Below are 21752 nucleotides of genomic sequence, written 5' to 3' on the forward strand. Positions count from 1 at the left end.
TCGCCCGCCGGGTAGGCTGAGGACTGAAAGAGATTTTCTGGTGATGCCACAGGAGGGCAACCATATGACGATCCCACATTTCGGTTTTCGAACATTGATATTGGCCGCGTCGATGGCCTTGGTCACAGCCTCAGCAGGTGTGGCGGACAACAAGAAGAAAAAACAAACGATTGAAGGCGCCCTGATTGGGGCGGGCGTCGGGGCTTTGATCGGCGATGGTAAGGCGGCGGCGGTCGGTGCTGTTGCTGGCGCAATCATTGGACATAACTGGAAGTGACTGCGATGTGTAAGCTGAATTTCAGAACCCTTGCCATTACCGCGCTACTGTCGGCATCCAGCGTGGCGCAGGCTGATGAGGTTGCCGAACAAATGGTGCAAGAGGCTCTGCCTCTGATGTACCACACTTGTGCATCGGTTATCGAAGAAGCGGACGGGGACGAAACATATGTCTTTACGGTTGTTGAAAAGATGACGGCATTGTCGATCTATAACCGCCAGATAGATATCAACGATCACGCAAGCTCGGACGAGGATCAGGCGCAGCTGCGCGAAACGTTTCTTGAAGCACTGAAAGAGGGCTGTGCCGAGGACCAAAACGCCCTGCTGGGCGGGGTAGTCGATAATGCGGTGAAGACGACGCTGGGCTTGTGATCGCTCAATAATGCGGCGGGCGTTCGTCTCCTAGGATGATGCCGCCTGATCCTTCTTGTGCCCGTTCACCTTCGCGGCGCATCAGCACCTCAACCCGGCGGGTCAAGTTGTCGATCTCATCCTGCTGCCGCGTGACGATTGTGTTCAGATCTTCGACCGTACGGGTCAGATGGGCGATTTGCTCTTCCAGATGTTGCATTGGAAACTCCTGTCTCGCGCCGGTCATAACGGCACCGTCTGTGCAAGGCCAGCGAAAGCGCGCCTTGCCCCGAAACGGGCCATGGGATAGACCGCGCGCGGAACACTTAACGCCCAAGGACGCCCCAAATGGCCAAGCCCAAGAAACAGCCCCGCCCCAAGGCCGTAATGCCGAAAGGGTTTCGCGACTATTTCGGCGAGGAAGTCACGCAGCGCACCGAGATGCTGCGGACTATCGCGGGCGTCTATCATCGCTATGGCTTTGACGCTCTGGAAAGCAGCGCGGTCGAAACGGTCGAGGCGCTGGGCAAGTTCCTGCCTGACGTGGATCGCCCGAACGAAGGCGTCTTTGCCTGGCAGGAATTCGATGAGAACGACAAGGGCGATTGGATGGCCCTGCGCTATGACCTGACCGCGCCTCTGGCCCGAGTCTACGCGCAGCACCGCAACGATCTGCCCACACCCTATCGCCGCTATGCGATGGGTCCGGTCTGGCGTAACGAAAAGCCCGGGCCGGGGCGGTTTCGTCAGTTTTATCAATGTGATGCGGATACGGTGGGTACCGCATCAATGGCGGCGGATGCCGAGATTTGCGCCATGTTGTCGGATACGCTGGAAACCGTGGGCATCCCGCGCGGTGACTATCTGGTGCGGGTGAATAATCGCAAGGTACTGAACGGCGTGCTCGAGGCGATGGGTCTGGGCGAAGACGCCGCCGCCCGTGACAGCGTGCTGCGCACCATCGACAAGTTCGATAAGGTGGGCAAAGCAGGCGTGCGCGAATTGCTGACCAAGGGTCGTTTGGACGCGTCAGGTGCCTTCATCGACGGCGTGGGTCTAAGCGATGATCAGGCAGAACCGGTCATCGCCTTCCTGACCTCCAAAGCTGCAGATACCACAGGAACGTTGGCCAATCTGCGTGCCGCCGTGGGCGACAGCCAAATCGGTGCGGATGGCATTGGCGAACTGGAACAGATCGGGACCTTGCTGGAAGCTGGCGGCTATGGCGCGGATCGGATCGAGATTGACCCATCGGTCGTGCGTGGGTTGGGCTATTACACCGGTCCGGTCTATGAGGCCGAGTTGACCTTTGATATCTTTGACGAGAAAGGCCGCAAGCGGCAGTTCGGCTCTGTCGCAGGCGGCGGGCGCTATGACGATCTGGTCAAGCGTTTCACTGGACAGGAAGTGCCAGCGACTGGTGTCTCCATTGGTGTCGACCGCCTGTTGGCTGCTCTGCGCGAAAAGGGGCGGATCAGCGCACAGGCCAAGGGACCTGTGGTTGTCACCGTGATGGATCGCGACCGCATGGCGGATTATCAGGCCATGGTGGCCGAGCTGCGCAATGCAGGTATCCGGGCCGAGGTGTATCTGGGCAACCCCAAGAATTTTGGCAATCAGCTGAAATATGCGGACAAGCGGAACTCACCCATTGCGGTCATCGAAGGTGGCGACGAAAAGGCGAATGGGATCGTGCAGATCAAGGACCTGATCCTTGGTGCAAAGATAGCCGAAAGCGCCACGCTTGAGGAATGGAAAGAACGCCCAAGCCAGTTCGAGGTTCCGCGCGGTGATCTGGTCGCCAAGGTGCGCGAAATTCTGGACAATCAGGACTGAGCCATGGCCAACCGTACTCAGATACAGACGCGCGCAGCAATGATGCGGGTGCGTTTCGAGACCGCAGGTGCCCGGGTTGTTGATCCGCCTCTGTTGCAACCGGCTGAAACGTTGCTGGGCCTCTATGGGGAAGACATTCGTGCCCGTGCTTACGTGACCTCGGATGCGTTGCATGGTGAACAAATGCTGCGCCCGGATTTTACGCTGCCGGTGGTGCAAATGCACATGTCCGACGGTGCCGAACCGGCGCGCTATACCTATTCGGGTGAGGTGTTTCGGCGGCAGGAACACGATCCGGATCGCGCGAATGAATATACCCAGGTCGGGTATGAGGTGTTTGATCGCACCGATCCGGCCAGTGCCGATGCCGAAGTGTTTTCGCTGTTTGCGTTGCAACTGCGTGGGTTGCCCCTGCGGGCGGCAACCGGGGATATCGGTATTCTGACCGCTGCTGTCCAGGGGCTGAGGACTTCCGACCGGCGCAAGGCGGCCCTGATGCGCCATCTGTGGCGGCCCCGCCGTTTTCGCGTCTTGCTGGACCGTTTCGCTGGGCGCAAGCCGGGGCCTGAAGGACGCAAGACCTTACTCGAGGCTGCTGACCCTTTGGCAACCGCCGCGCCTATGATCGGCAAGCGCCGCGCCTCTGAAATTCAGGCGCGGATCGAAGCCCTGCGTGAGGATCGTGATATCCCACCGATTTCCGACAACGAACTGGCCGGGTTGGAAACCCTGCTGAACGTCCGCGAAACCATGCCCTTTGCGCTTGAACAGCTGCGCGACGTGGCGGTGGACTTGCCGCAGATCACCCCGGCACTGGACCGGCTTGAGGCGCGGATCGCGGCCTTGCAAGCGCGCGGCGTGGATGTGGGCAGGTTGGATTTCGAAGCGTCTTATGGCCGGACCTCGATGGAGTATTATGATGGGTTTGTCTTTGGTTTCTACGCCGAGGGCCGGCCGGATTTGCCGCCCATTGCCACTGGGGGGCGCTATGATGCACTGACCCGCCACTTGGGCAAAGGGGCAGAAATCCCCGCAGTTGGCGGCGTGCTGCGCCCGGACCTGATGCTGGAGATTGAGGAGGACGCGCAATGAGCTTGAAACTGGGCGTGCCTTCAAAGGGCCGGTTGATGGAAAAGACCTTTTCGTGGTTCGAAAAGCGCGGCATCACCCTGTCTCGCAGTGGGTCGGACCGCGAATATGCCGGTAAGGTGGAAGGGATCGAGGGTGTCTCGCTGATCCTGTTATCGGCGGGGGAAATTCCGCGTGAATTGGCTGCTGGTCGCATTCATCTTGGCGTCACCGGAATTGATCTGGTGCATGAAAAACTGCCGCGCTGGGAACAGCAGGTCGAAGAAGTATCTCCGCTTGGGTTTGGCAAGGCCGATCTGATCATCGCTACGCCAGCCTGCTGGGTCGACGTGGACACGCTTGATGACCTTGACGCGGCGGCAGCGGCTTTTCGCAAGACCCACGGCCACCGCCTGCGGATTGCCACCAAATACCACCGGTTGGTGCGTGAATTTCTGACAGATGCGGGCGTGGCCGATTATACGCTGGTCGACAGCCAGGGGGCGACCGAAGGCACGGTAATGAATGAAACCGCCGAAGCGATTGCCGATATCACGTCAACGGGGGAAACCCTGCGCGCCAACCACCTGAAAATCCTGACAGACGGGCTGATCCTGCAATCGCAGGCAACCCTATGGCGCAGCCGGGTGGCCAAGTATACGGACGAAGACAAGGATGTTCTGACTGAGGTGCTCGACCGTCTGGCCTGATTACAGCACGCCGATATCCGCCAGCGCGCGGTTCAGATCATCGGGCAGGGCATCGTCCTGCGCGCGGGTTTTTGGCAGATCGGCGGGGGTGTCCTCGGGCTTGAGATAACGCCACCCCTGAAAGGGGCGCTTCAGGGCGTTCTGGGTGCGATGAACCTCAGGATCCAGAATAATGGCGCAGCGGCGAATGCCGTCATCCCCGATCACTTCGTCCATTCGTAGGATGCGCTGACGGCATTGCACAACGCCTTTGATCACCCAATAGATTGATCCGCCAGTCAGAATCTCTGCCTCGCGTTTGGGCCACATGCGTGTCACGTGGCGCGGCAATCCGTCCTCGTACAGAGGCATGCGACTCTCCTGCCATGCGATCAGCGTGTCGACGCTTTCTGATCCGACGGACAGTTTTATGAGGTTTACGTACTTATCCACAGCTTTCCCACAGAGTCGTCCCAAGGCTACCTTTATATTGTAGCCTTCTGCACCGCTTCATCAAGGTGTTGTGGTGAAGGTGCGAATTGGGCTAATCTGGATACCTCTTTCAAGACAGGGAATCACCAATGAGCCGCTTTGCCGCCCCCATCGCCGAGCAGATCTGGGACATGAAATACCGCTTTAAACAGGCGGATGGAACACCCATCGACCAAACGGTTGAAGACAGCTGGCGCCGTATCGCTCGCGATCTGGCCCGCGTGGAACAGGACCCTGCTCATTGGGAAGACAAGTTCTTTGAGGCGTTGGAGGATTTCAAATATCTGCCCGCCGGACGCATCACCGCCGGTGCGGGCACTGCACGCCGGGTGACCCTGTTCAACTGTTTTGTCATGGGAACCATACCAGACAGCATGGGCGGTATTTTCGATATGTTGAAAGAGGCCGCGCTGACCATGCAGCAGGGTGGGGGGATCGGTTATGATTTCTCAACCATTCGTCCGCGTGGCGCGGATGTACACGGGGTGGCGGCGGACGCCTCGGGGCCGCTGAGCTTTATGGATGTGTGGGACGCGATGTGCCGCACGATCATGTCTGCGGGGTCGCGCCGCGGAGCGATGATGGCGACCATGCGCTGCGATCATCCCGATATCGAGCAGTTCATCACCGCCAAATCCGACCCGGCCCGTCTGCGCATGTTCAACATGTCGGTTCTGGTGACAGATCCGTTCATGGAGGCAGTCAAGGCCGATGGTCCGTGGGAACTGGTGTTTGATGGCAAGGTCTATCACACCATCCAGGCCCGCGATCTTTGGAACAAGATCATGCAGGCCACTTACGACTATGCCGAGCCAGGTGTGATCTTCATCGATCGGATCAATGCGGCCAACAACCTCAGCTATGTCGAGACCATCGCGGCGACGAACCCCTGCGGCGAACAGCCCCTGCCGCCTTATGGCGCCTGCCTGCTGGGCTCGATCAACCTGGCGCGTCTGGTGGCCGGACCGTTCGAGGATGCCGCACATCTGGATGAGGCCGCGCTGCAAGAGCTGGTCGCCACCGCCGTTCGCATGATGGACAATGTGGTCGACGCCTCGAAATTCCCGCTGGCCGAACAAGAGGCCGAGGCGCAAGATAAACGCCGCATTGGTTTGGGTGTCACCGGGCTGGCCGATGCACTGTTGATGCTGGGTCTACGCTATGGCTCTGACGAGGCGGCGCGTCAGACCGAGCGCTGGTTGCACGCAATCGCCCGCGCCGCGTATCTGGCGTCGGTCGATTTGGCAAAGGAAAAGGGGGCGTTTCCCTTGTTCGAAGCCGAGAAATACCTGGCCAGCAGCACAATGCTGCAGATGGATGATGACGTACGCGATGCGATCCGCGAACACGGCATCCGCAACGCGCTGCTGACGTCGATTGCCCCGACGGGGACGATTTCCCTGTACGCGGGCAACGTCTCTTCGGGGATCGAGCCGGTCTTTGCCTATGCGTATACGCGCAAGGTCCTGCAAAAAGATGGCTCACGCACCGAAGAAGAAGTCGTGGATTACGCCGTTCAGATGTGGCGCGACAAGTTTGGTGATAAGGACCTGCCCGACTATTTCGTCAACGCGCAGACGCTGCCTCCGTCTGATCATGTCAAGATGCAGGCGGCGGCACAGAAATGGATCGACAGCTCGATTTCCAAGACGATCAACTGCCCCGAGGATATCAGCTTTGACGCTTTCAAAGATGTCTACATGCAGGCCTGGGATCAGGGCTGCAAAGGGTGCACGACCTATCGCCCCAACGATGTGACGGGGTCGGTCCTGACTGTAAAATCTGAACGAGACGAACTGGTCGTCTGGGGTGACCACCTCAAAGAAGTGCGTGAGCGGGCGGACTGGTCTGTCGGAAGATTGGCTCAAACTGTCGGGGTGACTGCCCGTCGAATTACTGAACTTGAAGCCAATGGAAGTGCGAGCGGAGAACTTGTAGACAAAATCGCTGCGTGCTTCGATGTCCCAACGATCTATTTGCTGCAGGATATTGGCCTGGAAAGCTCACAAGAGACGGTTTCTGAGCGGGAGGGCGAGCCAATGCGGCCGCACGGAGATGTCGTTTACATGTCCGAACCATTGGACCGCCCGCAATCTCTGGAAGGGTCGACATATAAGCTGAAATGGCCGGACAGCGAGCACGCAATCTATCTGACGATCAATGACATCGTGATCGGTGGCCGCCGCCGTCCCTTCGAAGTGTTCATCAACTCGAAGAACATGGAGCACTATGCCTGGACGCTTGCGCTGACCCGCATGATCTCGGCCGTGTTCCGTCGGGGCGGTGATGTGTCCTTTGTGGTCGAGGAACTCAAGGCGGTGTTCGACCCGCGTGGCGGGGCCTGGGTGAAAGGCAAATACATCCCCTCGATCCTGGCCGCGATTGGCGGAGTGATCGAGCAGCACCTGATCAATATCGGCTTCCTTGAGGGCGAAGGGATGGGGCTGAAATCCGACCCTCAGGCGCAAGTGGTCAACCTCGACGGCCCCCGCGGCAAAGCCTGCCCGTCCTGCGGTCAGTTCGACATGGTGATGATCGAAGGATGCATGACCTGCCGTAGCTGCGGTCACTCTAAATGCGGGTGAGCTGAAGTAGTGGATTCTGTTGTATGTGACGTGTCACACGACATGACCTAAACGTTTCAATAGGTCATTTTGGTTGATGGAATGAGTAAACGGCCTCGGATTTCTTCTGGCGCCGTTCGCAACTCTGACAGGGACAAACGAATGAGATGTCGCTGGGCTGAAGCGGTCATTCGCTGCGGACGCCAATAGCAATTGGCAAGGGGCTCGTAGCTGCCGAATGCATCGGCAGAAATGGTGTTCTCGGCCGACTTCCGAGAGCAGGCATTCACTCCGCTTGTACGATAACTTCGTCAGCGCGGTGCTGATGTCTGGGGATGGAGGGAGGATCGGAGGGCAAATCATGCCAAGAGTCCAACTTCCCGCCGTCACTCCGAAACGAAAAGCCTGGAATATGGGCCGGATTGTCGGCCAGAAACGGCCGCTGCTTCCGAAACAGGTTTGGGCGATCCGCGCGTGGCTCGAACTGGTGGACAACCTGCGCGATCTTGCGCTGTTCAATGTGTCGATTGATAGCAAGCTTCGCGGGTGCGATCTGGTGAAACTGGCCGTCACCGACCTGGTGAGGGATGATCGCGTTCGCGAAAGGGTGTCCGTTATCTAAAGCAAAACTCGGCGTCCCGTTCAGTTCGAACTCCCTGAAAACACGCGCGATACGATTGCCCCTTGGATCACGTCACCGGAAATGATCCGCTGCCGTTTCATGTTTCTCAGCCGGTTTCACGACCGCCAACACATTTCGAGGCGACAGTACGGTCGAATTGTCCGCGATTGGGTGACGGCCATCGTGTTAGAGCCGAGTGGGTACGGCATGCATTATTTGCGCCGGACAATGGCTGCGGAAATCTATCGAAAAACTGGCAATCTCCGCGCTGCCCAGCTGCTGCTAGGTCACACCAAAATCGACAGTACTGTTCGATATCTGGGCGTCGAATTTGAAGATGCTCTACCCGTTCAGGATCTGGGTCGTCATCGACGTGCTCAACTCCGAGCGCACAGGCTCGGGCGTGTCGTTGCCGAGGGACAGGTCCGTGTACATATAGTCGGTGAGAAAGCTCCATTTCCCGTTACTGGCGGCAAAGGCTTCCATAAAGGCAAAGTCCAGATTCTCAAGCGCGTCGCCAAACATGAGTGCGCCCTTGATCTGCCATGCGGGTGTATCGATTGCGGTTTTGGTCTCGGGCGCGAACAGGTAGATCGTTGCCTCGTAGTTCCAGTTAGTATTCTGAGCAGACGCGGGCCCGGATGCCGGCAACTGCCGGCACGATTGCGGTCAAGATCGTTTTCATAGGCAGTGCCTATTGAGCTAATGTTTCATTGTGTGCCGGGTGGCTTCAGAGATAGCAGAAGCTGAGCAGCTCAGCGGTCCGCTCTGAGGTTCCGGATTCTGGCAAGAGCAGTCACTCGCTATCTCCTTGCGGCGCAGGTTTTCCTTGCAGCTCAGCCTGTGCGGCCAGAAGTGCGGGATGTTCCGGATTGGCTGACAGAGCTTCTGCCACAACCGCGGCGGCAGCAACGCGTCCTTGGGTTGCCGCTGTGATCCTGGCCAGCATCATCCATGCATCCAGCCGTTGCGGATCCAGCCGCACCACCTCGCGGAACGCGGATGTGGCCATGCCCATGTTGCGCATGGTCAGTGCCACACCGCCCAGTTGGAGGTGGGTTTCAGGAAAATCGAGCCGGTTTGCCATGGCATCCTGCCATTCAGCCATGGCGGCTTGCAGCTCTCTGGCGGTTCCGTTCTGGAGGCGGTTCTCCGTATCACCCAGCATCGCGCGGGCAGCGGCCATGCGCACGTTGCGGGCAGGGTCGGCAAAGACAGCAGCCAGGCGCTTGCCCCTTTCCTGAAGCGGTGCAAGGCGCTGCAGAGAGGCTGCGGCAGCGCGGACAAGCGGATCCGGGTCCCGCAGCAGGTCTGTCAGCCTAGCGGCGAACAGCGGGTCGTTGGACTGCTCCAGAAGCCAGAGCGCAGTGGCCCGCACGATGCCCGGCTGGCTGGTATTCTGCGCAAGCGCGGTCAAGTCGCCGGCCGCCGCTGCCGCATCGGCACGTCCCCGCGCCAGCACCTCCCCGTAATGCCGGCCACGGTTTCTGTCGTCCGGATACCAAGCGGAAATCTGTGCAGCTGCCCAGGCTGCGTCCTGGCTGCGGTGGCAGGCGGTGCAGGCATCCGGTGCTCCCGTCACCGGCGAAAGATCCGGCCGGGGAATGCGGAAGGAGTGATCGGCGCGCCAGTCGTTGCCCATGTAGACGCGTTCTGGCATGTGGCAGGACTGGCACTTCGCTCCAGCGCTGCTTTCCGGGTGGAAGTGATGTGCAGGGCTGTCGTAGTCTGCTGCTGTGAGTGTTGGGAAGTCCGGATTGCCCGCCGGGCTGTGGCATTGGGTGCAAAGGCCGTTGCCTTCTGCCTTCAGGTCCAGACTGTGCGCGCCGTGGCAATTCAGGCAAGTCACGCCCCGAGCGTGCATCTTAGATTGCAGAAAGGAGCCGTAGACATAGACCTCGTCCTGGATCTGCCCGTCCGCGTGGTAAAGTCCTGGGCGCAAAAGTGCGAGCGTGTAGGCATCATGAAAACGCGTGCCTGGCACCGGGTTGCCGTCCAAGTTGGCTTCGCGTCTGGAATGGCACGTCGCGCATTGTTCGACTGCCTGCCGAGGATCGGCGAAATCCACAGGAAATCCATGGTTTGCGGGCGGCGGTGTCCTTGTCGTTTCCCATGTATCAGCCCAATCAACGTGGTCCTTTCCCGGTCCGTGGCAAGCCTCGCAGCCAACGCCTATTTCGACCTGGGTTGATGCATAGCTTAAACGGCGTGCGTCGTAGTTTTTGCGGAACCCGGTGGCGTGGCACTCCGCACAGCGCGCATTCCAGGTCTTGTAGGGACCCGTCCAATGCAGACCATCCAACGGAGGCAGGGTCTGGTCCGGATAAAGGTGGAACCACTTCCCCTCTTCGGTGTCCCAGACCACGTCAAAACTCTGCAGCTGCCCCGGTTCGGTCTCGAGAAGATATTGCTGCAGCGGTTCGGTCCCCGCAACCGAATGCACTTGGTATTCCGCCTGCGATCCATCCTTTTCGATCACCTCGACGTAGTATTCGCCCTCCGCTCCTGTCTGAAACCGGGCGGTCATACCGTCATGGTGAAAGGCCGTTCCGCCGAAGTCACCTGCGACCGTCTCCCGCGACGGCGTTGTCCAGGCCTGAGCGTGATGCGATCCTGCCCAGCCTGCGGCACTGTCCTTATGGCAACCGGTGCAACGATCCGACCCCAAGTAGCCGTCAAGGCTCTGGGCCATCGCTGGCAGACCCAGCAGCAAGAGAAGGATCAAGACTACAATCTGCATTTTCAGAGGGCCATCCGATTTTCTGGGTCGTTCATGCACAGGGATGGTGCAGGGCTTCATTCGCGGCTCGGCCAGATCCGCTCCCAATCACGGGCCATGTCGATTACCAGCCAACCGCGGCTGGCTGCTTCATCAAGTCCGCGTGCAAGCTGCCCGATATGGCTTTCACGGTCGTAAGCGTATTCGCGTTCGCTGTCAGTATGGTGCAGCAGGATGCCCAGCCGCGCACCATCGCCCGCAGTAGTCCACTCAAGCATCTGGAAGTCTCCATCGGAATTTCCCACTGCGATCACCGGCCGGCGCCCGATGCGGGCCTCGATAGCAACGGGCTTACCTGCCTTGTCGTCGATGAAGAATAAACCGGGGTCCTTCATCACCCGCGGCGGTCCGTCCCCGGCGGAATAACTGCCATTTCCGATGGATCCGATGACCTGCTCGGGCGGAATGTTATAGGCGCTTTCAGAGAACACCCGGATGAAATGCAGGCCGCCGCCTGAGGCAATGTAAGTACGGAAGCCTTCATCGCGCAGATAGGTCAAGAGCTCCAGCATGGGTTGATAAACCATTTGGTCATAGGCCAGGCCTGTGCCGGAATGCCTGGCCGTGTCCAGCCAGCTGCGCACGGCCGCCTGGAACTCGTCCACCGTCAGGCCGGAGTGGGTGGTGGAGACGATTTCCAACAGTCCCTCAGTGCCCGAAGCGGCCACTGTCTCCATGTCGCCTTCGACTGCGGCCCGCAGCACGTCAGACGTGAGCACCCCGGGATCAGCGGCGGCCATTTCTTTCAATCGGTCGATGGCAAATAGCAGTTGAAAGTAGACCGGTTGTTCTGCCCAGAGCGTGCCGTCATTGTCGAAGGTCGCAATACGCGCGGCCGGGGTGACATAATCAGGTGAATCCGGGTCCGTTATGCCTTCGACAAACGCAATGATCCGATCCTTGGTGGCCGTGTCCGTCCAAGACGGCAAAGGGTCAGCGAGCGGAGCTGATGCAAACAGAATTGTCAAAGGAATTGAAAATAGCAGAGCACGCATAGGGACAACCTCCGCAAGTGCAGGGAAAGGGATGCCGAGGCAACCGGAAAATTAGGCGCCCCGACGGAATACTCCGTCGGGGCGAAGTGGGATGAGTCTACTGCGAGCCGCCCGGCTGCGACAGCTTCTCCATTACCTTGTCGAGGCTGAACGAAGCCGCCTCCTGCCGCGGTGGGTATTCTTCGAAGGTTGCCAGGAACTGCCCAACATAAGCCTGGGCCGGCACCAGCATGAAGGCATGGTCGAGCAGCCAGTCGTAATAGGTGTTCGACGTCCGGTAACCACGTTCATAAGGGTCGCGGCGCAGATTGAAGATCAGCGGCACGCGCAGCGGCGTCAGCGGTTCCATCCAGGCTCGGAAAGTCCCCCAGGCCTTCTGCTCGAGGAAGGTGATCTTCCAGTTGTTGAGCCGGATCGCCGCGAGGTCGCCGTCATCAGTGAAGTAGAAGATCTCATTACGCGGGCTCTTGTCCGTGTCACCCTTGAGCATCGGCAATAGGTTGTAGCCGTCGAGATGGACGCGATACTCGCGGCCTGCCATTTCCGGAACTGTGATGCCTTCGAGCAAATCGTCCTTGATGGTTTCATTGCCTGCAGCGGCCAGGAATGTTGGCAGCCAATCCATGTGATGCACGATCTCGTTCGAGATCGTTCCGGGCGCGATATTACTGGGCCAGCGGACCATAGCAGGCACCCGCCAGGCGCCTTCCCACTGGGTGTTCTTCTCGCCCCAGAACGGGGTCATTCCGGCATCCGGCCATGTGTTCATATGGACGCCGTTATCAGTGGAATAGAACACGATGGTATTATCGGCGATGCCGAGCTCGTCAAGCTTTTCGAGGAACTTGCCGATATCCATGTCGTGTTCGATCATGCCGGCAGTGTATTCGTCAGCTTTTTCGCCATTGTATAGCTCATCCGCGAGCGCGCGGTTCTCTTCGCTGACGTGGGTACGGAAATGCATCCGTGTGCCGCTCCACCACAGGAACCACGGGGTGCCGGCGTTGGTCTGTTCTTCCATCCAGGCAATTGCAGCATCTGATGTCTCGTCGTCCACAATCTCCATCCGCTTCCGGGTCAGTGCCCCGGTATCCTCGATATTCTGGGTGATTTCATTTTCGCCGTAGGTCGCGGTCACGTTCAAAACACCACGCGGACCGAACCGTTCAAGGAACGTCGTGCCGTCTGCCAACACCATATCCTTCGGGTAGTCCTCGTTTTCCGGCTCTTCTTCGGCGTTCAGATGGTAGAGATTTCCGAAAAACACATCGAAACCGTGGTTCGTCGGAAGGTGTTCATCCCGGTCTCCCAGATGGTTCTTTCCGAATTGACCGGTGGCATAGCCTTCGGCTTTGAGGAGGCCGGCAATGGTGGGATCTTCGATCTGCATACCTTCCTTGGCACCGGGCAGGCCGACCTTGGAAAGGCCGGTACGGAAGACTGACTGGCCCATGATAAAGGATGACCGGCCAGCCGTGCAGGATTGTTCACCGTAGTAGTCGGTGAAGATCATACCTTCTCTGGCAACCCGGTCGATATTCGGCGTTTGATAACCCATCAACCCCATTGTGTATGCGGAGATATTGGACTGGCCGATGTCGTCGCCCCAAATGACGAGAACGTTCGGCTTGCCGCCCGCGCTGCCTTCCTGGGCAAGCGCCGGCGCAATCCCAATGCTTAAAATCAGGAACCCGGCCGCGACGGCCCTGTTCAAATACGAAACTGGCATAATCGGTCACTCCCTCACATTCGCTAACAGTGAAACTTGAGTTGGTCGCAGACAAGCACCAAGCGAGAGGCTTTGCTCGCCTTTGTCCGCCCGTAGAACATTTCGAGTGGGATCAACTATCCATAAGTTGAATGTATGGCGCAACACTTTCTTTTTTTTGGGCAATCTTTCGGTTGTCGGCCATTGTGTCTAGGCCGTTGCGGACCGGCACGTCATCAGGAACTGCCATGGCCTGCAAGCGGAGTCCTTGGCGCACAAGCCGGAGGCCCACGCGCACAGCAGGCTTTCCGGGATGAAAGTCAGGACACAGACCCGGCCTTTGTGGATGCGCTCCGCGAAGCGGCGCAGGCGGTTTCACTAGGCTTCCGTCTCGGCTTCTATGGCGATCCGGTGCAGAAAATTTATATGCAAGGTGCCGGACAAATTCCGCCTGAAGAGGGATGGGAGATGTCTGACGTCAGCGCCAACCCGACGTTGACGTATTACAATATCATAGGATGCTGCGTTTGCTTCGATGGCCGCTATGAGCCGATTGTGTTGAAAAACTCGAGTATCTGACGGCTGCATTTTTCCGCCAGAATACGTTACGGCGGCTAAATTGAAACCCTGTGCTTGGTAGGGGCCCTGAGAGCTCCGGACAATGTCAACGCGAGTTTTAGGCCGACCCCTCGACGAATTCTCGGAAAGGCCTCCTGCAGGCAAGTATTTCACCCATCTTCACGAAAATCGGAGTTTTTCAACACGATCAGCCCAGTCTGCACTAAGGTGAGATGCACCAACCTAGAGTCCGGGTTGCTGGAGCGAACATTCATAGGGCAGCGTCTACGCGTAAGTCTGCACAGGACTAAGACGTTTGGCTATCAACAGATAATCCACGGCACTTGCGGCGTCCCCCGCAAACTGGAGATAGAAACCCATGAAGAGGTTAGCCTCGTATCCGTTAGGTTCGAGGATAAGTGATTGATGCACAGCGTCGACGGCTGCATTTGCGTCGCCGCTGGCGACATATACGCCTCCCAGAGCAATGTGCCCCCACGCAAAATCCCTGTCGAGCGTTATCCAAATGCCGTGGCGGGCGACTAAACTTCTGAAAGTGGCGCATCCTTCCAGTAGTCCGAATGGCAGATTTCGGGATCAGCCGAGAAGATCGAACCTTTGGCTCAACTGCAGCTTTGGGCCGTTACTTTGACGATGGAACCATCCAAAGAACGATGCAATGTCTGGCTGCGTGTCCGGCTAACCAACTTTTACGACCATCTTTCCAAAGTTTCCGCCGACCAGCAGTTGATTGAATGCTTCCGGAGCATTTTCCAGCCCCTCAACCATATGTTCCTTGTAGCTTATTGAACCGTTTTTGAGCCAAGTCGTCATATCGCGGACAAACTCCTGATACACGTCGGCACCGAAGTTGTCGAAGATTATGAAACCCTGCATTCTGACTTTCATCCGCAGGATCGTGCCCATGATCGCAGGGCCCATATCCGGGCCGTCCGGTAGGCCGGGCAGGTTGTACCAGGATACAATCCCGCAGACGGGCACCCGTGCAAACGGGTTCAAGAGCGGCAATACGGCATAGAGAACTTTGCCGCCAACGTTTTCGAAATACACGTCAATTCCACTTGGACAAGCCTCGCGCAGTTGCGCCGCCAGATCATCAGATCGATGGTCCAAACACGCGTCAAATCCAAGGTTTTCGACTACATGAGCACATTTTTCAGAACCGCCTGCGATGCCCACTACGCGACATCCTTTTAGCTTTGCGATCTGACCGACTGTTGCGCCTACCGGGCCGGCTGCGGCAGCCACAACAACTGTTTCACCGGCTTTTGGCTCCCCGATTTTCAGAAGCCCGGCATAAGCCGTGTAGCCTGGCATTCCGAGAATTCCGAGCGACCAAGACGGGTTGTCCGGAGATTTACCCAACTTAACGACCTGCGTTCCGTCTGAGACAGCAAAATCCTGCCACCCGCTTGTATTGAGCACATACTCTCCGACGTCGTATCCTTCGATGTTGGATTTGACCACCTGCCCGACGACCTGCGCCGTCATAACACCGCCAATCGGAACGGGTTCGGCATAGGATTTTGCGTCATTCATTCGGCCACGCATGTAAGGATCCAACGACAGGTACACCGTACGTACCAGCATTTCGTCTGGTCCAGGTTCAGGAACGCTCGTGGTTTCGAGGCGCAGTGTATTCTCGTCCAGTTGTCCGGTTGGGCGATTGGCGAGAACAATACGACGATTGGTGGCGGATGCTTGGGGCATTGTGACCTCTCATAAGACGGCTTTCTCGCAACAGAGACCAAATTCCGCTGCAGAGCAACACGACAGCACCAACGAGTTCGAAAAACCTATAGACGTGGCCCAATCACGCACGATCTGCGCATTGAAATGCCCAAACGCTCATGGAAACGCCCTGCTAAAAAGTAATCAAACCCGACCCTAGGTTCGTCTTCCATTCACCTCTCGACTGAGGTTCTGGTTCCTTCAAGAATCTCGAAGTGGAGGGGTCTCCGAGTCTTGCTTTGCAGATCTGAAGCCTGCTCATGGGGCTGACCAGAAGCCAGGACATAAAACACTTCAATCGTGACCAAGTCACAGCCGCACAATTTACTGTCGATGGTCATATCGAAGAGAGCGAGATCGCGTTGGTTAGCTGCAAGCGCACGCAGCGTCTCAAATGCAGCGCGAGTGGAGGATCTGGTGCCGCTGTTCAGCGGAAAGGATAACCATTCATGCAGACCGTAGCGATGATTAGTGGTCGAATTTACAGGTCGCAGGACAAAGCCAACTGTTGTCTCTATTGACCAAATGACTGGTTTTGGCCCAAGCAGTTAGGTCAGATCTGTGGGCTTTTCCGAATGCCATTATCCGTTGCTTTGTATCAAAAGCAATTCTCGCAATAGTGATAGCTGGCCAACAATCACCAAGTAATTCGTATTGGCGACATCGCCCAGACCATTGTGGCCTCTTTGTCAGTCCGGTTGCGGAACCGATGCGCGATCATTGAAGGGTAGGAAAAGCTGTCGCCTTTGCGAAGAACTATGATTTCTTCACCAAGGCGCAGCTCCACTTCGCCACTCAAGATGATCGCATGTTGCTCGCCCTCGAAGGAATAACCTTCCTGGGGATCGGGCGGTGTACCGGCCCCTGGGCGGAATCGGGACAGGATCAGATAGCATTGTCCGGATAGTGTGCTGGATAGCAGTTCGTCTTCGAATCCCAACTCCTGGGTTGTTCGCGTGTACATGTTGGAAAGCGCCCTGCGATTTTCTTTGCGTACGACGTGTTTGCGCTCCAATGGTCCGGCACCCGATTGCTTGGGAAAGAACCAGTTGGGATCGACCGAGAGCGCTTCGCTGATCTCTCGCAGAAGCTCCGCCGATGCTTTTGCTGATCCCAGCTCGATCCGGCTCAGATACGCCGTCGAGCAGGATATCGTTTCCGAAAGGTCTTGTAACGTTAGGCCACGCGCCTTGCGCACTTCGCGGATTTCGCTGCCAAGCCGTTGAGTGTCAGTATCAGTAACGTTGCTATTCATGCATTCGGGATAAGAGATTTTTGTTGATTTTTCGAGTAAAATTCAACTTAGTTGAAAATTGGGTGATAATTCAACTTACCACATCTGCCCGGGAGATCGCTATGCGCTTTGATTTGATTGCCAATTTCAGTCCTGGTGAGACGATTCCCTGGACCCGGACACTGGAGATGATCCTCGAACAATGTTCGCTGGCAGAGCAGGCTGGATTCACGACCGCCTGGTTCACAGAACATCACTTTGCCCATAACGGCTATATGAACGCGCCGCCCAACCCGATCCAGATGGGTACGCATGTGGCTGCTCATTGCACAAAACTGCGGGTTGGAACGGCGCCCATCATCTTGCCGGACTGGCACCCATTGCGCGTGGCCGAAGACGCGGCGATGCTGGATAACATGTCGCTGGGCCGGTTCGATTTTGGTGTCGCCAAGGGCATCAATGAGCGCTCGACCATCCAGTTCAACTCGGATGCGGATCGGCGCGACAACGCCAAGGTGATGCGCCTCTATCAAGAGAGCCTGGATATTATTCTGAAGGCGTGGACCAACGACGCCTTCACCCATCAAGGTGAGTTCTATGAGTTCCCAGTTCCAGGCTGGAAAGAAACCAACCGTTTTTTTGAACCGCTGGACCCGCGCTATCACGACGAGAATGGCGAGTACAAAGCGATATACGTGCATCCACGCCCGTATTCTGATCCGCACCCGCCGGTCTGGCTCATGTCGAATGCGCCTCCCACATTCAAGCTTGCTGGTGAAAAAGGGTGGGGTGTGATCTCGATGGCCGCTGGACCCAAGGCGACACTGGCCTGCTGGGAACCCTACCGCGAGGCGCTGTCCAAACGTGAAGGGCGCGATGTGAAACCAGGAGAAGGCGTTGGCGTCTGCACGGCGTTCTATGTCGGTGAAAGCATGGAGGAGGCGGTGAACACCATTCGTGGCCCGATCAATGCCTATTACGAATTCCTCGGCGGGTCGCGCCCCAAGGGCGAGTGGACAAAACATGGCTATCTTGATGTCGGCGAAGAGATGACTTCTGAGGACGAAGAAATGGATTGGTTCGATTTCCTCAATAAACGCGGGATCATTGTGGTTGGTGACGCCGAATATGTAGCGGATCGTTTTGCCGAGCGGCAGGAAACCATCGGCCTCGACCACCTCATGTTGATGCAGCAATACACTGGCGTTCCCTACGAGAAAATCCTGTCCAGTTGGCATCGACTGTTTGAGCATGTCGTTCCAAAATTCGGGACACAATCCATCGCGCAGAAAAGGATGTTGGAGCATGCTTGAAATTTGGGGGCGGCCCTATTCATCAAACGTTATTCCGGTGATTTGGACAGCCAATGAGTTGGGATTGGACTATACGCTGCAACTGGCCGGGGGCAGCTTTGGCAAGCTCGACACTGATATGTACGCGCAGATCAATCCCAACAAAATGATCCCGGCGATCCGCGATGGGGATTTCGCGCTTTGGGAAAGCCTCGCCATTGTGCGGTATCTCTGCGACCGGTACGGCGCGGGAACGTTTAGCCCCTCTGACCTACAGACCCGCGCCATCGCGGATCAATGGATGGAGTGGTCCGCCAGCCGCGCCTTCGGGCCGGTGATTTACCTGTTTTTTGCAACTGTGCGCACCCAATCCGACCAACGGGACCAGGAACAGATCGCCAAACTTCGCGATGAGGCGCATGAAACGCTGAACATTCTGGATCAGCACCTTGCGGATAAGGCCTATGTCTGTGGCGACAGCTTTACCATGGCGGATATTCCGCTGGGTTGCGTGGCGTATCGCTATTTCAATGTCGAGGTCGACCGCCCACCGTTGCCCAATGTCGAAGCGTGGTACGAACGATTGGCGGAACGCCCTGCATACCGGGGTCACGTCATGCGTCATTTCGGCACAAACCCGGATGAGTGGGCCGCCCTTGAAAAGGCCTGCGTCAGCGAAGGAGTTCTGTGATGGACCTGCGTGACTTTCGCCATGCGCTTGGCGCTTTTCCGACAGGGGTCACAATCGTGGCCACTTATGACCCCGAGGGCATGCCATGGGGCCTGACCGCCAACTCCTTCACCTCGGTCTCACTCGAGCCGCCTGTGATCTCTGTCTGTGTCGCAAAATCGGGTCGCGTGTTCCCGACGCTGTCCAGGTCTGATCATTTCGCGGTCAACATCCTGTCCGCGGATCAGAAAGCTTTGGCGTTGCATTTTGCCAGCAATGTGGAAAACCGGTTTGCCGATACGGAATGGACTCCTGGGGCCAAGACGCCTTTGGTCCCCGGTGCATCTGCGCATCTGGAATGCACCGTGCACAACCGGGTTGATGCGGGTGATCATGAAATCCTCTTAGGACGTGTCGTGAACTATGCCCATGCACCCGTTCCTCCGCTGGTCTTTTGTCGCGGCGCGTTCTTTTCCGCGCCCCAATCGGAGGCAGTATCATGAGTGATCACCTGACTTTCCACACCCGGTTCAGCCCTGACGAATTCGACGCGCAGTACAATTTGCGGGCTGGGCGGCCGGACTATGAAGTGACCGTCATTCCCGGGTGGAGCCGCGACAGCGCGCACGCGCGTGCAACATCCGATTGCAGCCTAGATATCCGCTATGGAGAAGGTGAAAAACAAAAGCTGGATGTCTTCCGCTGCGCGGACACCGCCGCACCGACATTGGTCTATTTCCACGGCGGCTATTGGCAGCGTGGCGACAAATCGATCTACAGCTTCATTGCGCCGCCGTTTGTTGAGGCGGGGTTCAATGTTGTTGTCATCGGATACGATCTTTGCCCGTCTGTGACCATCACGAGAATTTCAGAAGAAGCGCGTGAGGCCATGTCCTTTGTCTGGCGCAACGCGGGCGCATTGGGCATCAATCCAGACCGTCTCTGCGTTATGGGCCATTCCGCTGGCGGCCATATTACCCAGATGATGATGGCGACCGATTGGCCGGCATTTGACGATGACTTGCCAACAGACCTGATTAAATCTGGCATTCCGGTCTCACCGCTCAGCTATCTTGAGCCGGTCCGCCTGACCGAGGCTTTGAATGCGGGCATCCAAATGGATCCGGCAGAAGCCCAGGCCGAAAGCCCGATGACCAAGCACCCTCCGGGTACCAATGCCCCTCAGCTGGTCGTCGTCGGCGGCGCGGAAACCGATGAGTTCCACAGGCAGGCACGAATGTATGTCGAAAAATACGAAACAGCAGACCGCAAGATGGGTCTCTATTTCGTGCCCGATGTGGATCACTTTGACGAACTGAATGTGCTGGTCGACCCGGCGAGCACCTTCTTCAAACACACTTGCGATATGCTTCAAGGAAAAGGACCGAAATCATGACCGCTTTGACCCGAGACCTAGTCGACTCTGTCGGTGACGCGTTTAACGCCAATGACATCGATGCCGTAATGAGACACTTCGCAACCGACGCTACATTTGATCACGCTGTTGGCCCCGAAGAACATGGCGTGCGTCTGGAAGGAGCCGAAACCATTCGTGGTGCTTTTGCAGCCCTGTTTGAAAAGGTCGCGAATGTGCATTGGGAAACGCTCGACTGCGCTATTTCCGGCAACAAAGCTTATTGCGAATATCGCCGTACAGCCGTGCACAAGGATGGTTCAAAAGAAGAGTTTCTAAGCGTTGACATCCTGACCTACCGAGACGGGCTGATTGTCCATAAAGATACGTATTACAAGCAACGTACAAGCTGACCCGACAGCCTTTGATGCAGCCAAGCACGCAGCAGTTTTGTAAGAGGGAACCTATCTCGCTTTGACAAACCGCTGCGTCGGCAATCAAGCTCCGTTTCGCGCAATCCGTTATTGCGTAATGAAAAGATGCGCAAACAGCTAAGGCCCAAACTTGGCATTACCAATGGGAACAAAGATCGGTTCGAGGAACTGCACAGGATTGTCGAAGAGAGCGAGAAGAAGCGCTTTACCATCATCGGATGATGGAAAGCTGATCAGAGCTGCTCAGGGGCACGCTGAAGATGTAGATTTCTAACTAGATCCTGAGACGCCATCGGAAGCACTGCATCACCGTATTCAGCTCTTAGCTTAAAAGTACCGGTGTCACAGTAAAGGGGGGAGAGGTCACATAGCCTCCAAGGTATGCGCGAGGCCATTTCGAATGTGGTCTTCCAATAACCTCTTTGCCGTGTTCGCGTCTCTGGCCAATGCTGCATCGAACATACCCTTATGCTCCTTGATGGCTTCTTCGCCACGATTGGTCAGCACGAGCATCTGATAACGTAAGTATTTGTCGTAGATGATCGAGTGCAGAGACAGAAGGTTCTTGGAGTTGCAGGCCGCGATCATCGCTTGGTGGAACTCCCAATCATAACGTTTCCAGGTTTCTTTCTCGGATTCGTCGCCCTTGAGAAGTTGCCGTTCTATCAGGTGCAGTTTGTGATGTGCGGCAACGAGGTTGCCTTCCCAATCCGTGTCGCCGTTCGCAATGGACAACTCCAACGCGTGGCATTCCAACAGGACACGCAGCTCTGATATTTCGGTCAGGTCTTCTCGGGAGACCGGCGCAACCAGGAATCCCCGTTGTTCGGGAGCTTCGACAAACCCATCGCTGGCAAGCCTGTTTAGGGTTTCACGAAGTGTCGAAAGGCTCGCCGCATAGCGTTCCTTCAATGCGTCCAGCTTCAGTTTGGAACCGGGTTGCAGCGCCCCGAAGATGATATCCCGCTTGATGCGCTGATAGGTGCTTGCACCTATCGTAGACGGCTGTTTCGCCATGCGTTTCACCCGATATTCTCAGTTTCTTCGTTCAATTAGCATTTTTCGGAGACATCAG

Annotated in this window: 21 protein-coding genes and 1 pseudogene; 13 read left to right on the forward strand and 9 right to left on the reverse strand. The window is 57.0% G+C overall.

The window, feature by feature from the left end:
- Nucleotides 1–64: 64 nt before the first annotated feature.
- Both AC2FLE_RS10355 and AC2FLE_RS10360 read left to right on the forward strand, forming a co-directional pair.
- A complete protein-coding gene (locus AC2FLE_RS10355) occupies nucleotides 65–277 on the forward strand; it encodes a YMGG-like glycine zipper-containing protein (RefSeq protein ID WP_496696841.1) in 213 nt (70 codons plus the stop codon).
- 5 nt (nucleotides 278–282) lie between these two features.
- Nucleotides 283–651: a hypothetical protein gene (locus AC2FLE_RS10360; RefSeq protein ID WP_496696842.1), complete on the forward strand. Its 369-nt coding sequence runs from the start codon at nucleotides 283–285 to the stop codon at nucleotides 649–651.
- 4 nt (nucleotides 652–655) lie between these two features.
- Here the strand turns inward: AC2FLE_RS10360 and AC2FLE_RS10365 are convergent, their stop codons facing one another.
- Nucleotides 656–850: a SlyX family protein gene (locus tag AC2FLE_RS10365; RefSeq protein WP_142638896.1), complete on the reverse strand. Its 195-nt coding sequence runs from the start codon at nucleotides 848–850 to the stop codon at nucleotides 656–658.
- Between the two features lie 128 nt (nucleotides 851–978).
- On the opposite strand from AC2FLE_RS10365, the gene hisS reads away from it, so the two are divergent.
- The 3 genes from hisS to hisG are packed head-to-tail and all read left to right on the forward strand — an operon-like array spanning nucleotide 979 to nucleotide 4244.
- Nucleotides 979–2466: a histidine--tRNA ligase gene (hisS, locus tag AC2FLE_RS10370; RefSeq protein WP_496696844.1), complete on the forward strand. Its 1488-nt coding sequence runs from the start codon at nucleotides 979–981 to the stop codon at nucleotides 2464–2466.
- Nucleotides 2467–2469: 3 nt separating this feature from the next.
- The gene (locus tag AC2FLE_RS10375) at nucleotides 2470–3558 is read left to right on the forward strand and encodes an ATP phosphoribosyltransferase regulatory subunit (RefSeq protein ID WP_496696845.1); all 1089 of its coding nucleotides are present in this window, start codon (nucleotides 2470–2472) and stop codon (nucleotides 3556–3558) included.
- Nucleotides 3555–4244 carry an ATP phosphoribosyltransferase gene (hisG, locus tag AC2FLE_RS10380; RefSeq protein ID WP_271952535.1) on the forward strand — a complete coding sequence of 230 codons (690 nt, stop codon included), beginning with the start codon at nucleotides 3555–3557 and terminating at the stop codon, nucleotides 4242–4244. The genes AC2FLE_RS10375 and hisG overlap by 4 nt, the downstream gene beginning before the upstream one ends.
- On the opposite strand, the gene AC2FLE_RS10385 is transcribed toward hisG, so the two are convergent.
- A complete protein-coding gene (locus tag AC2FLE_RS10385) occupies nucleotides 4245–4676 on the reverse strand; it encodes a DUF1489 family protein (RefSeq protein ID WP_496696847.1) in 432 nt (143 codons plus the stop codon).
- A gap of 128 nt (nucleotides 4677–4804) precedes the next feature.
- Between AC2FLE_RS10385 and AC2FLE_RS10390 the strand changes: the two genes are divergently transcribed.
- Both AC2FLE_RS10390 and AC2FLE_RS10395 read left to right on the forward strand, forming a co-directional pair.
- Entirely contained in the window at nucleotides 4805–7300 is a 2496-nt protein-coding gene (locus AC2FLE_RS10390; RefSeq protein ID WP_496696849.1) for an adenosylcobalamin-dependent ribonucleoside-diphosphate reductase, read from the forward strand.
- Nucleotides 7301–7640: 340 nt separating this feature from the next.
- Nucleotides 7641–8258 (forward strand): annotated as a pseudogene (locus AC2FLE_RS10395) (tyrosine-type recombinase/integrase); the annotation flags it as partial.
- Here the strand turns inward: AC2FLE_RS10395 and AC2FLE_RS10400 are convergent.
- The 4 genes from AC2FLE_RS10400 to AC2FLE_RS10415 all read right to left on the reverse strand — a co-directional run bounded on the left by AC2FLE_RS10400 (nucleotide 8244) and on the right by AC2FLE_RS10415 (nucleotide 13404).
- A complete protein-coding gene (locus AC2FLE_RS10400; protein ID WP_496696956.1) occupies nucleotides 8244–8552 on the reverse strand; it encodes a hypothetical protein in 309 nt (102 codons plus the stop codon). The pseudogene AC2FLE_RS10395 and the gene AC2FLE_RS10400 overlap by 15 nt on opposite strands.
- 145 nt (nucleotides 8553–8697) lie before the next feature.
- On the reverse strand, nucleotides 8698–10641 hold the full coding sequence (locus AC2FLE_RS10405; protein ID WP_496696850.1) for a multiheme c-type cytochrome: 1944 nt from the start codon (nucleotides 10639–10641) through the stop codon (nucleotides 8698–8700).
- Nucleotides 10642–10697: 56 nt separating this feature from the next.
- Nucleotides 10698–11675, reverse strand: coding sequence for an HAD family hydrolase (locus AC2FLE_RS10410; protein ID WP_496696851.1), 978 nt, complete (start codon nucleotides 11673–11675; stop codon nucleotides 10698–10700).
- 97 nt (nucleotides 11676–11772) lie between these two features.
- Complete coding sequence (locus AC2FLE_RS10415) at nucleotides 11773–13404, reverse strand: arylsulfatase (protein WP_496696853.1); 1632 nt, start codon at nucleotides 13402–13404, stop codon at nucleotides 11773–11775.
- Between the two features lie 321 nt (nucleotides 13405–13725).
- Here AC2FLE_RS10415 and AC2FLE_RS10420 point away from each other — a divergent pair, with 321 nt between their 5' ends.
- Nucleotides 13726–13962, forward strand: coding sequence for a hypothetical protein (locus tag AC2FLE_RS10420; protein ID WP_496696855.1), 237 nt, complete (start codon nucleotides 13726–13728; stop codon nucleotides 13960–13962).
- 678 nt (nucleotides 13963–14640) lie between these two features.
- On the opposite strand, the gene curA is transcribed toward AC2FLE_RS10420, so the two are convergent.
- Together curA and AC2FLE_RS10430 are read right to left on the reverse strand one after the other, a co-directional pair.
- Nucleotides 14641–15672 carry an NADPH-dependent curcumin/dihydrocurcumin reductase gene (gene curA / locus AC2FLE_RS10425; protein ID WP_496696857.1) on the reverse strand — a complete coding sequence of 344 codons (1032 nt, stop codon included), beginning with the start codon at nucleotides 15670–15672 and terminating at the stop codon, nucleotides 14641–14643.
- Nucleotides 15673–16330: 658 nt separating this feature from the next.
- Complete coding sequence (locus AC2FLE_RS10430) at nucleotides 16331–16948, reverse strand: helix-turn-helix domain-containing protein (protein WP_496696859.1); 618 nt, start codon at nucleotides 16946–16948, stop codon at nucleotides 16331–16333.
- Between the two features lie 101 nt (nucleotides 16949–17049).
- Here AC2FLE_RS10430 and AC2FLE_RS10435 point away from each other — a divergent pair, with 101 nt between their 5' ends.
- Genes AC2FLE_RS10435 through AC2FLE_RS10455 form a run of 5 tightly spaced genes read left to right on the forward strand, consistent with a single transcriptional unit; the run spans nucleotide 17050 to nucleotide 20656 of the window.
- Nucleotides 17050–18240 (forward strand): LLM class flavin-dependent oxidoreductase, encoded by a 1191-nt coding sequence (locus tag AC2FLE_RS10435; protein ID WP_496696860.1) that lies wholly within the window; start codon nucleotides 17050–17052, stop codon nucleotides 18238–18240.
- On the forward strand, nucleotides 18233–18910 hold the full coding sequence (locus AC2FLE_RS10440) for a glutathione S-transferase family protein (protein ID WP_496696862.1): 678 nt from the start codon (nucleotides 18233–18235) through the stop codon (nucleotides 18908–18910). The genes AC2FLE_RS10435 and AC2FLE_RS10440 overlap by 8 nt, the downstream gene beginning before the upstream one ends.
- Complete coding sequence (locus AC2FLE_RS10445; RefSeq protein WP_496696864.1) at nucleotides 18910–19392, forward strand: flavin reductase family protein; 483 nt, start codon at nucleotides 18910–18912, stop codon at nucleotides 19390–19392. Before AC2FLE_RS10440 ends, AC2FLE_RS10445 begins: the two co-directional genes overlap by 1 nt.
- Nucleotides 19389–20285: an alpha/beta hydrolase gene (locus AC2FLE_RS10450; protein ID WP_496696866.1), complete on the forward strand. Its 897-nt coding sequence runs from the start codon at nucleotides 19389–19391 to the stop codon at nucleotides 20283–20285. Before AC2FLE_RS10445 ends, AC2FLE_RS10450 begins: the two co-directional genes overlap by 4 nt.
- Nucleotides 20282–20656, forward strand: a complete 375-nt coding sequence (locus tag AC2FLE_RS10455; RefSeq protein ID WP_271952617.1) for a nuclear transport factor 2 family protein — start codon at nucleotides 20282–20284, stop codon at nucleotides 20654–20656. The genes AC2FLE_RS10450 and AC2FLE_RS10455 overlap by 4 nt, the downstream gene beginning before the upstream one ends.
- Nucleotides 20657–21040: 384 nt before the next feature.
- On the opposite strand, the gene AC2FLE_RS10460 is transcribed toward AC2FLE_RS10455, so the two are convergent.
- A complete protein-coding gene (locus AC2FLE_RS10460) occupies nucleotides 21041–21694 on the reverse strand; it encodes a GntR family transcriptional regulator (protein WP_496692299.1) in 654 nt (217 codons plus the stop codon).
- Nucleotides 21695–21752: the final 58 nt, after the last annotated feature.

The sequence above is a fragment of the Ruegeria sp. CDSA077 genome (assembly GCF_059612265.1).

Excerpts from the sequence above, each read along its gene's own strand:
- AC2FLE_RS10415 (WP_496696853.1), bottom strand. The coding sequence starts at position 13,404 with ATGCCAGTTTCGTATTTGAACAGGGCCGTCGCGGCCGGGTTCCTGATT.
- AC2FLE_RS10440 (WP_496696862.1), top strand. The coding sequence starts at position 18,233 with ATGCTTGAAATTTGGGGGCGGCCCTATTCATCAAACGTTATTCCGGTG.
- AC2FLE_RS10405 (WP_496696850.1), bottom strand. The coding sequence starts at position 10,641 with ATGCAGATTGTAGTCTTGATCCTTCTCTTGCTGCTGGGTCTGCCAGCG.
- AC2FLE_RS10360 (WP_496696842.1), top strand. The coding sequence starts at position 283 with ATGTGTAAGCTGAATTTCAGAACCCTTGCCATTACCGCGCTACTGTCG.
- curA (WP_496696857.1), bottom strand. The coding sequence starts at position 15,672 with ATGCCCCAAGCATCCGCCACCAATCGTCGTATTGTTCTCGCCAATCGC.
- AC2FLE_RS10435 (WP_496696860.1), top strand. The coding sequence starts at position 17,050 with ATGCGCTTTGATTTGATTGCCAATTTCAGTCCTGGTGAGACGATTCCC.
- AC2FLE_RS10365 (WP_142638896.1), bottom strand. The coding sequence starts at position 850 with ATGCAACATCTGGAAGAGCAAATCGCCCATCTGACCCGTACGGTCGAA.
- AC2FLE_RS10410 (WP_496696851.1), bottom strand. The coding sequence starts at position 11,675 with ATGCGTGCTCTGCTATTTTCAATTCCTTTGACAATTCTGTTTGCATCA.
- AC2FLE_RS10355 (WP_496696841.1), top strand. The coding sequence starts at position 65 with ATGACGATCCCACATTTCGGTTTTCGAACATTGATATTGGCCGCGTCG.
- AC2FLE_RS10450 (WP_496696866.1), top strand. The coding sequence starts at position 19,389 with ATGAGTGATCACCTGACTTTCCACACCCGGTTCAGCCCTGACGAATTC.
- AC2FLE_RS10375 (WP_496696845.1), top strand. The coding sequence starts at position 2,470 with ATGGCCAACCGTACTCAGATACAGACGCGCGCAGCAATGATGCGGGTG.
- hisG (WP_271952535.1), top strand. The coding sequence starts at position 3,555 with ATGAGCTTGAAACTGGGCGTGCCTTCAAAGGGCCGGTTGATGGAAAAG.
- AC2FLE_RS10430 (WP_496696859.1), bottom strand. The coding sequence starts at position 16,948 with ATGAATAGCAACGTTACTGATACTGACACTCAACGGCTTGGCAGCGAA.
- hisS (WP_496696844.1), top strand. The coding sequence starts at position 979 with ATGGCCAAGCCCAAGAAACAGCCCCGCCCCAAGGCCGTAATGCCGAAA.
- AC2FLE_RS10460 (WP_496692299.1), bottom strand. The coding sequence starts at position 21,694 with ATGGCGAAACAGCCGTCTACGATAGGTGCAAGCACCTATCAGCGCATC.
- AC2FLE_RS10445 (WP_496696864.1), top strand. The coding sequence starts at position 18,910 with ATGGACCTGCGTGACTTTCGCCATGCGCTTGGCGCTTTTCCGACAGGG.
- AC2FLE_RS10390 (WP_496696849.1), top strand. The coding sequence starts at position 4,805 with ATGAGCCGCTTTGCCGCCCCCATCGCCGAGCAGATCTGGGACATGAAA.
- AC2FLE_RS10455 (WP_271952617.1), top strand. The coding sequence starts at position 20,282 with ATGACCGCTTTGACCCGAGACCTAGTCGACTCTGTCGGTGACGCGTTT.